The sequence below is a fragment of the Microbulbifer mangrovi genome (assembly GCF_002009015.1).
GTDB classification, from domain to species: Bacteria; Pseudomonadota; Gammaproteobacteria; order Pseudomonadales; family Cellvibrionaceae; genus Microbulbifer; species Microbulbifer mangrovi.
In genome coordinates this window covers 1-10136 of the sequence record NZ_LZDE01000224.1, presented here as the reverse complement: position 1 = coordinate 10136, position 10136 = coordinate 1, and the positions used below count along the sequence as shown (strand labels likewise).

Below are 10136 nucleotides of genomic sequence, written 5' to 3'. Positions count from 1 at the left end.
CAAGGGCGCCGGCCAGCAGAACCGCCACAGCACCAGTAAACGGCATCGCGAACCTTCAGGTAAATTTTAAGATTCGGACTTCAACAGCTTGTACATCTCAACGCCGGAAGTAATAAACGGCGCAGTACCTTTGGGGTCGTCGTCGTAGATCGGCTCGCTCATGTAGTACTCGTAGCTGCCGTCGCGGCCAAAGCCCAGGCCAGCCACCTGACACATATCGGTGATGCTGATGGTGCCGTCGGCGTGTACCTGAACAAACTCATCCAGCAGGCCCTGATAGGCTTTTTTCGCGGTAGCCAGGTACTTGTCCTTGGGCAGGTAGCCCTGGTTCAGCGCCTTGGCATAGAAGTAGGTAAACATGGTGCTGGCAGTGGACTCGCGGTAGTTACCGCGCTCACCGGGCTTGTCGATAATCTGCCACCAGGTACCGGTCTCCGGGTCCTGGTACTTTTCGATGACCGGCGCGATCTCGGCAATCATGTCCAGCAGGTACTGACGCTGTTCGGCGTTTTCCTCTGGAATAAAGTCCAGTACGTCCACCAGCGCCATGGCCAGCCAGCCCATACCGCGCGCCCAGTGATATCCGGATAGACCGCTTTCCTTGTTGGCCCACTCCTGCTGACGTTTTTCATCCCAGGCGTGGTAGAACAGACCGGTCTCCGGGTCTTTCAGTACTTCGTTGACCAGTTTGAACTCGGCCAGCACCTCGTCAACATTCGGTTTTTCGTGCATCAACTGTTCGTAGTGGGCGAGGAACGGAATCCCCATGTAGACCCCGTCGAGCCACACCTGGTAGGGGTAGCGCTTCTTGTGCCAGAAAGCACCGGCGGAAGTGCGCGGATGATGTTCCAGTTGTTCGAACAGGGTATCGACCGCCTTCTTGTAGCTTGCATCGTTGTTGCGCTCGTACATGCGCAGCAGCATGGTACCGGCGCGAATACTGTCGATATTGTACTTTTCCTGCACGTAACCATTGATGGAGCCGTCTTCATTGACGAAGGAACCCATCACGGTCTGAACGGCATCGGCGTAGCGCGCTTCCGGCGCCACCTGATTCAGTTCGTCGTAGGCCTGCATGACCATGCCGGTGGTGTATTCAAAGTAAGACGGGCGCTTGCGGATATGGTCGTAACCGCCAAAGCGGTAATCCAGGGTTTTGCGCTCCAGCTCGGAATCCGCCAGGCGCTTGCTCCAGTCCAGTGCTACATCAGCAGATAATGGTTGCTCCGTTTCTGCTGCGCTCGCTGCAGTAGTCAGGCGCTGACGCAGGGGCATGGTGAGCTTTTCTGCTTCCTGCTCCAGATAGGTTTCGAATTCGGCCTTGGTCGTAATCGGGCCGTGGCGGCTCTCGACTTCATTGGCCCAGGCGGCAACAAAGTAGTACTGAACTTCTTTGTCCGCCGGCTTCAGGATGGCCACCTGATTGTGCTCGTCGCTGGTGGTTTCCTTGATCGCCTTGCGCTTGGCCAGCACCGCCATACCCAGGTTGGCACCGTCGAGGCTCTGCGGGCCGTAGGTACCGATATAGGTGTAGGCGTGGCCGGTAATATCCATGTCGCCCACAATCAGCTCGGTACCCTTGTGATTCACGATACCGGCAATCAGGTTGTCCAGCTCTTCGCTGGTTTTCGCGTTCACTTCCACCAGGCGGCTGCCCGCATGCATGGAAAGCTGTGCGCTCAGGTCGGTCGCGACACCTTCAACCGGTTTCCAGCCGAGATAGTCGATCTTGAAGGCGGAATACAGGTCACCGTTTTCGGTAATCTCCGCGCGCCAGTCCTGCACATCGCTCACGCGAATGACTTTTTCGCCATCCCAGTAGCCGTAGCCACCAACACCGACGGCGCTGCCCACTTTCAGGATATCCATGCCCCAGTCTGCGGGCTCGTGGTAGGAATCAAAACCGTCCTGGCCCACGCCCTGCAGTACAGGCTCCTGGGTCGACTTGCCGAAAATGTCAAAGCCGTTGCGCCAGTCCAGGTACACGCGGTAGCCGACCAGATCGGATTCGATACCCGGTCCTTCGTAGCGGATATACCAGGAGTGGTCAGTGTGCTCTTTGGGCACATCCAGGTTACTGACGTTCTGGAAACTGCCGCCGAGATATTCGCGCTCTTTCCACTCACCGCCCACCTTGTGGGAGATTTCTGCCTGGGTGCGCTTGGCCACGGAATCTGCGGGCGCATCGGCTTTGGCAATGCGCAGCTTGAGCGTTTCATCAACGGCCACATCTACGGTGAAGATGATGCCGTCCTTGCTGCCATCGGTGTCTTTGTCGATGGCCTGTACGGGAATCTGCTCAGCCTGGTTCCACACCGCGATGGGTGAAGCAAAACCGGCTTTCAATCCGAGTTCGTAGTAGCTGAGGTAAACCGCTTCGTCCAGGCGCGGGAAGGCTGAGGGATTGGAAAGCTCAAGGGTTGCGATGGCGCTGGGCTTTCCCGCTTCTGCTGCAGGTGCAGCCGTTTCTTCCGGGGACTGAGCGGCTTTTTCACCACATGCGGCCAGGGTAGCCGCAGTCAGCGCAAATGCGATGGCATTCAGGCCCAGCTTGCTTTTGGACTGGTCAAACAGTTTCACAGAGGTCTCCACGAAGTCGGGTTTTATTCTGTTTTTCTGGCAATCAAATTTTGACTGCCGATAAATCGAAAAACGGCCGGGTGCGAATTCGAATCCCTGTGCCGGTGTTTCCACCAGCAGATCCCTGCACCCGGCCGCTTACTTCAGCTCTTAATCATCCTGTGAGATCAGAACTTGTACTGAGCACCTACGTAGTACTGACGACCGTAAGTGTGATCAACCACGATACGACCAGCGCTATCGATCATCTGACGGTTAGGCTCGTTGGTGAGGTTGATCGCCTCCAGGCTCAACTTCCAGTTATCGTTCAGGTTGTAACCGGCTACGAAGTCCACGTTGGAAGTACCTTCGGTGTATTCAATATCGTTGCCGTTACGCCCTTTGTCCTGCGCCCTGGTGTTGTAATCATCTCGCGCTGCGTAAGACAGACGCGCACTCCAATCTTCGTTCTCGTAGTAAACGGTAGCGTTGTACGAGTTCTTGGACTGGTTGTTCAGCGGGCCGTAGCTCGGATCTTCTGCTGTACCGTGGTTCATCTCTGAATCTACGTAGGTGTAGTTCAAGATCAAGCCGTAGTTATCGAAGAACACTTGCTGGTACTGCAGCTCAATGCCGGAGATGTCACCACCTTCGCCATTGAAGTTGCGATTGATAGACCACTGGTCGGTCTCGTCGTAGGTGCCTTCATCGGTCAACAGGGAGGCGTCCAGACCGGTATCCGCCCAAGACTGATTTTCAAAGGTATCTTTTTTGACAAAGGTATCTACATCTTTGAAGAAATAAGCTGCCGCGAACACCGCGTCGTCGCTGAAGTACCACTCGTAGGACAGGTCGTAAGCGCGCGCACGGAACGGATCCAGTTTCGGGTTACCGTAGCTCACAACACCGTTGTACTGATCGATAGAACCACCGGGTGTCAGATCAGTCAGCCCAGGGCGGGACATGACATCACCCGCAGAGAAGCGCACAACCATGTCTTCATGCACGTCCAGCGCCAGATTCAGAGACGGCAGAGTATCGGTGTACTTGTTGGTAACAACTACTTTTACAACGTCATCGCCCAGCTCCTGGAAGCCAGTTGATGCCACTTCAGTGGTTACCTGACGCACACCAAAGTTACCGCGCAGCGGCAGGCCAGCGACTTCAGTGTCCCAACCCAGCTGAGCGTAATAGCCAGTATCATCTTCCTGTACGTTACGAATATCGCGAAGGCGGGGTGACATACTCGCATCAACTTCAGCGCGATATGTGTCCAGTGTTGATTGCACGTCAGGAGAGAACCAGGTGATGCCGTTCATACTGGTAGTGCTGCCTTGGAGAGCGGTCGCACGGATATCCTGGAACTTGGGTCCGGCGCGGTTTTCTGCGACGTCAAACTCAAAGCTCTTCTGAGACGCACCGCCCTTCAGGGTCAAAGTGTCGGTCAGGTCGAATTCCAGATTGAACGCAACGGTGTCGAAAGTGTTATCGACGGAATTCGGACGGTGACGCAGCTCTACAAAATCATAGTTTGCCGGGTTAGCGGTATCGAAATCGGCGAAATCGATGGTACCGGCGGAAGTGGTAGCGTTGTAGGTAAACTCATTCTGCACATCGATGGCATCAACGATGGCAGTGGTCTGAATCGGGTTATTAAAGTTGGACTCGGACGCCCCCCAGACCATGTCGCCGCGCAGACGATCGGTGAAGTCGTGGGAAGCGCGGATGGAGAACTGGTCAAATTTGGTTTCCAGCTCATCAAAACGGTGCTCAACACGCAGATCGTAGTTATTTACGGTCATCGAAGTGATGGTGCCATTGCTGTCCATCACATAGTCGGTTACGTCAAACTCAGGAAAGTTACCCTTGTCTTTAAGGCTAACAGATACAAATTCTTCTTCGCGAGTAGCATCGTAGGTGGAAGTGAGGTAATCCACCAGAATTTCGGTGCGATCGGTCGGACGGAACTGCAGGGTACCAGTAAAGCCCTGACGATCCTGCTCATGGGTGAACTTGCCATAGCGCGGAATACGCGGGAAGAAGCCCTCGTTCAGAGCAGCAAGCTCAGCGTCGTCGGCACAGGCCGAGCAGTTGGCAATTTCTTCGCTCGCGGTCCAACGTACACTGGAGAAACCCTGCTCCAGAACATTACGCTTGGACTGGGAATAAGTGGCCAACCAGCCGATGGTCCCCGCTTCGTTCTGGCCGGCAACCAGAAAAGAGGTACGCGGATCGGCTTCTTTGGACTGACTGTTGTAGCCTGCCTGAACATTTGCCGCGAAAGTGAAATCTTCGGCCATATCCAGCGGGCGGCCGGTGTTCAGGTCGACGGTCGCACCCAGGGAGCCTTCATCCAGATCAGCAGAAGAAGTCTTGTGCACGGTCAGGTTGGAGAACAGCTCAGAAGCGAAGGTATTGAAGTCGAACGAGCGACTGCGGTTGGTGCTTCCGGAGGAGTCGGCACCACCGGTGGTGGATACAGCTTCCAGACCATTGATACGAACGCGGGTGAACTGTGCACCCAGGCCACGTACAGAAATATTACGACCTTCACCGGCATCACGGGTAATGGCTACACCCGGGATACGCTGCAGGGATTCTGCCAGGTTGAGGTCGGGGAAGTCGGCAATGTCTTCCGCCAGGATGGCGTCTTTACTACCTACGGCATCACGCTTCTGGTCCAGCGCCTTGGACAGGCTGTCACGGTAACTACCGGTTACAGTGATTTCTTCCAGAGCGGCATCGCCGACTTGATTGGATTCTTGGGCAAAGGCCGGTACCGCAACAATGGCCATCGCAAGAGTGAGTGGTTTCAGCTCGAAGGTCTTCATGACTCTCATCTCCGCTTATCGTCTTTTATATTTGGTAAAACCTTTTTTGGTATTACCGCTTATTATCAAAGCATGCCGATATTCGCACACGGATTACCAACTGGCAACTTTTGGCAGACCAATTCCGCGATCATTCCGGCTTATTTTTCGTCGATTTGTAGAATAGCGCGCCAATCGGCGCAGAGCCAGCGCGCTTCGGCAGACGCTGGCCGTCTTAACGGGGGCTTTTCAGCCCCACCTGATCAGCTCGGTTTGAAGGCCTCACCATTGATAGAGACATTGGATACGGTCAGGCCAGTCACCTCCTCAATCACACCAAGAGAGGCAGCCTGGTCAATGCGGCTGTCGGAAATCTGCAGACCGCGAATGGGGGCCCGTTCGAATCCGCGAATATGGAAGGCGCGATTGGCCTCCTTACAGATCAGGTTCTCGACCTGGATGTTGTACACATTCGGATCGAAGTCGCCCTTGTCACCTTCCTCGTAGTAGAAGTTGATCACAATGACGTCTTTCACCTGGCCGATGGTGAGGTTACGCACATAGATATCGTGGATATTGCCGCCACGCATGGCGTTGGTCTTGATGCGCAGGCCGCGCTCGAGGTGCGGACTGCTCATCACGCAGTCCTCAAGGAACACGTTGTGCACACCACCGGAAATCTCACTGCCAAGCACCAGCCCGCCGTGACCGTCGCGCATCTGGCAATTCCGTACGACCACGTTTTCGGTGGGCACATTGACCCGGCGACCGTCGGCGTTGCGGCCGGACTTGATTGCGATGCAGTCGTCGCCGTTATCGAACAGGCAATCTTCGATCAGCACGTTCTTGCAGGATTCCGGGTCACAGCCATCGGAATTGGGGCCGTGGCTTCTTGTCGTCACCCCGCGTACGGTCAAACCTTCACACAGCACCGGATGAATCACCCAGAACGGGGAGTTCTCCAGGGTGACCCCCTCAATCAGCACATTGTTGCACTCGTAAAACTGCACCAGCGGCGGACGCAGGAAAGAGCCCTCGGCATAGTGACGGTCGGCTACGGGAACCCCGGCCTCCATCTCTTCCATTAATCTGGCGCGGGCCGGGTGCTGGGTATCCCCTTCGTTGGAACTGTTGTCGCACTTGCCATTTTTGCCCTTCCACGGCCACCAGGTGTCGCAGTCGGCACCGCCATCGATGAGCCCCTTGCCGGTAAGGGCGACGTTTTCACACTGGTGGGCGTAGATCAGCGGCGAGTAGCCCATCATCTCCATCCCTTCCCAGCGGGTCTTGACCGCGGGCAGGTAGCGCTCGGGATCCGGAATAAAGTGGATTTCCGCCCCCTCTTCCACATGCAACTCGGTGTTGGAAACCAGGTGGATGGGCCCGGTGCGGTATTTACCCGCCGGGACCACGATACGACCACCGCCCGCCTTGCGACTGGCTTCAACAGCAGCGGCGAAGAACTCGCTGGCATCCTCGCCCTCGCCCTTGGCGCCGAGTTCTTTCAGATTGAAGTCGCGTGCCGGAATAGCCGGCAGCTTGATCGCGGAAAGGATCTTGGGCACCCGTGCCCAGGGGCCGTTGTACTGAGCTTTGGGCGGACGGCTCATGGCTACCGCATTGGGCAGCAAACCGGTGAAAGCTGGCACCGCGGCTGCGGCCGCCATGGATTGCAGGAATACTCGCCGGTTGAGTCCAGTCATAAATACCTCCCAAGGCTTATTGTTGTACTGGCTTATGGGGACAGAAATCATCGCTATGGTCCCACCCAAGGCTGCGGCAAGACCAGTCAAAAAAATCTTGCCAATACTGTCATACCAATTTTTTAAGGGCAACAACCAGCTGGTCACACCGGGGGCGTAAATAGTACGTAGGTACCGCAGCAATTCGATTCACCGCGACCAAAAAGAAGGCACAAAAAAGCCGGCGCAGTGGCCGGCTTCAGAAAATGCAGAGCAATCAAAGGGGTCAGGGCAGGGCAAATCTCTGCCGGGCGGCGCTCATTTCGCGACGGGCCTGTTCCAGGGCCTCCGCTTCGGTGGCATCCAGAAGCTGCTGCACCACGCGCTGCAGGTGATCGCGCATGGCATTGCGCGCCGCATCGGGGTCGCGATCCTGAATCGCCTCGAGAATACGACGGTGCTCCTCGATACGCGGCTTGGAGCCGGCCTGACGCACCTTCTCCAGAATGCGCGCGGAGACAGAAGAGTGGTTACGCAGCTTCCACAGATGTTCACACACAGACACCACGGCGTCGTTGTGGGTACAACGGGCAATATGCAGGTGGAATTTCTCATCCGCCACTTCGGCAGTCGATTCAGAAGCGTTTTCCGCCACCATTTCATCCAGGATGGCCGCGAGCTCTGTGACCTCAGCGTCACTCATCTCGCGCGCAGCGAGGCCAGCAGCCTCACCTTCAAACATCATGCGCGCCTGCAGAATCTCGAATGCGCCGATATCACTTTCACCGGCAGAAAAGGCACTGGCTTCGGTGTCGGTCACGTACACGCCGGAACCACCTTTCACTTCCACGCAGCCCGCCAACTCGAGGGCGATAATGGCTTCACGTACGGTGGGACGGCTCACCTCGAACCGCTCGGCGAGCTTGCGCTCAGCCGGCAAACGCGTACCGGCCGGATAGTCACCGGCGGCAATGGCGGCAGCCAATTTCTCGGCTACCTGTTGATAAAGTCTGGCACCCTGCATTGAGGCACTCTCCTGCATTTGTAACAGCATCTGTTCTTCTGTAATTCGCTATCGCTCCGCGCACGGGGGTCATGCAACCCGAGACTGACGCTCGAACCAGACCACCAGGACCACCGCTCCTGCACCGGCCCCGCGCTACCCTCAGGGATCCCCGCAACCTGACCACATCCCCTTGGTCAGTACTCATCTATATATGTACCGGCGCCAAAACAGGCTCCCTATATAGATCTCCTATGCGAAAACCGATCGTGCAGTCTAACAGAACGGGTTTAACCACCACAACACGGAACTTGCCACTACAGTCTTACCAAATTCTACTATCCTTACGATTGCGGCCTTACCAATATAGTGTTAGATTGCAACCAATCATAACGACAACTGACCGCGAGTCCGAATTTAGCGGAGTCAGGACAAGATGGATCTCATTCATATACATACCGACGATAACGTCGCCGTGAGCAAGGTGCCCCTACCCGCCGGTACGCTGGTTAACTGGGGCGGCAGCATGATGCCGCTGGTGACTGATGTCCCGGCGATGCACAAGGTCTGCGTGCGCGCAATCCGAGCCGGTGAAGCGGTCATCAAGTACGGCCAGGTTATCGGCTTTGCACGGGAGGATATTGCTCCCGGCACACATGTGCACGAATTCAATATGGAAGCGGGCAACCACACGGTGGAGCACGACTTCTGTCGGGATTATGTTCCCACCGAGCTGGTGGCACCGGAAGAACGCGCCACTTTTATGGGTTACCGCCGACCGAACGGTAAAGCGGGCACCCGTAACTACCTGGCCGTTGTCTCCACTGTAAATTGTTCGGTTACCGTTTCCCGGGCCATTGCTTCCCATTTCCGCGATAGCGGAAAACTGCGTGACTTCCCCAATATCGACGGCATCGTGGCACTGGGCCACGACAGCGGCTGTGGCATGTCCACTTCCGGTGAAGGCTACCAGACTCTGCTACGCACCCTGCACGGTTATATTGCCCACCCGAACTTTGCCGGTGTTCTGCTGATCGGCCTCGGTTGTGAAGCCATGCAGATCACCAGCCTGATGCGCGAAACCGGATTACAGGAAGACGACAACTTTCAGGTAATGACGATTCAACAGCAGGGCGGTACCCGCGCTGCGATTGAATCCGGCATCGAACGACTGACAGAAATGCTGCCCACGGCCAACGCTTGTGAGCGCGAGCCAGTTCCGGCTTCCGAACTCACGCTGGCGGTACAGTGTGGCGGTAGCGATGCCTACTCCGGCATTACCGCGAATGCGGGCTTGGGTGCAGCAGCAGATATCTTGGTGCGCAACGGCGGCACCGTTATTTATTCCGAAACCCCGGAAATTTACGGTGCGGAGCACCTGCTGACACGCCGTGCCGCTTCTCCGGAAGTTGCACAGAAGCTGGTTGATCGTATCGAATGGTGGGAAAACTACACCCGGATGAATGGTGTCGAGTTGAACAACAACCCTTCACCAGGCAACAAGGCCGGCGGCCTGACAACGATTGCCGAAAAGTCTCTGGGCGCCCAAGCCAAGGGCGGCACCACTGCGCTGCAAGATGTTTACATGTACGCGGAGCAGGTGCGCAAGAAAGGCCTGGTGTTTATGGACAGCCCCGGGTTCGACCCGGTGTCTGTGACGGGCCAGGTAGCCAGCGGTGCGAATGTGGTGTGCTTCACTACCGGCCGCGGTTCCGCCTTCGGCGGTAAGCCGGTACCCAGTATCAAGCTGGCAAGTAATTCCAATCTGTTCGAGCGTATGCGCGAGGATATGGATATCGACTGCGGCGGCATCCTGGACAAGCGCTACACCGTCGCGGAATGTGGTGAGATGATTTTCAAACACATTCTGGCGATTGCTTCTGGAGAGCAGAGTGCCAGTGAAAAACTCGATTACGGTGATAACGAGTTTGCGCCTTGGCATATTGGGGCGGTTGTTTAAAAACCCGCTCGTCAATGTAAAAAACCGGCTTTGTGCCGGTTTTTTCGTTTAGTGGTATGGGTGCATTGAAGCGAGCTCTGTGGCGGCAAGGCACCGGGAATCTGTTTTCAAAACCGCCGTGA

General features: G+C 56.1%; 5 protein-coding genes. 1 reads left to right on the top strand and 4 read right to left on the bottom strand.

Translation table 11 applies throughout. The annotated features are described in order from the left end of the window. Positions 1 to 66: 66 nt before the first annotated feature. The 4 genes from B4U49_RS02975 to B4U49_RS02960 all read right to left on the bottom strand — a co-directional run bounded on the left by B4U49_RS02975 (position 67) and on the right by B4U49_RS02960 (position 8105). Positions 67 to 2580 carry a glycoside hydrolase family 88 protein gene (locus B4U49_RS02975; RefSeq protein WP_204902972.1) on the bottom strand — a complete coding sequence of 838 codons (2514 nt, stop codon included), beginning with the start codon at positions 2578 to 2580 and terminating at the stop codon, positions 67 to 69. A gap of 167 nt (positions 2581 to 2747) precedes the next feature. Beyond that, positions 2748 to 5390 carry a TonB-dependent receptor gene (locus B4U49_RS02970; protein WP_078083087.1) on the bottom strand — a complete coding sequence of 881 codons (2643 nt, stop codon included), beginning with the start codon at positions 5388 to 5390 and terminating at the stop codon, positions 2748 to 2750. Positions 5391 to 5632: 242 nt separating this feature from the next. Further along, positions 5633 to 7072 carry a glycoside hydrolase family 28 protein gene (locus tag B4U49_RS02965; protein ID WP_078083089.1) on the bottom strand — a complete coding sequence of 480 codons (1440 nt, stop codon included), beginning with the start codon at positions 7070 to 7072 and terminating at the stop codon, positions 5633 to 5635. 265 nt (positions 7073 to 7337) lie between these two features. Continuing rightward, positions 7338 to 8105 (bottom strand): FadR/GntR family transcriptional regulator, encoded by a 768-nt coding sequence (locus tag B4U49_RS02960; protein WP_239692450.1) that lies wholly within the window; start codon positions 8103 to 8105, stop codon positions 7338 to 7340. A 385-nt stretch (positions 8106 to 8490) separates the two neighbouring features. Between B4U49_RS02960 and B4U49_RS02955 the strand changes: the two genes are divergently transcribed. Then, positions 8491 to 10014, top strand: coding sequence for a UxaA family hydrolase (locus tag B4U49_RS02955; protein ID WP_078083086.1), 1524 nt, complete (start codon positions 8491 to 8493; stop codon positions 10012 to 10014). Positions 10015 to 10136 lie beyond the last annotated feature (122 nt).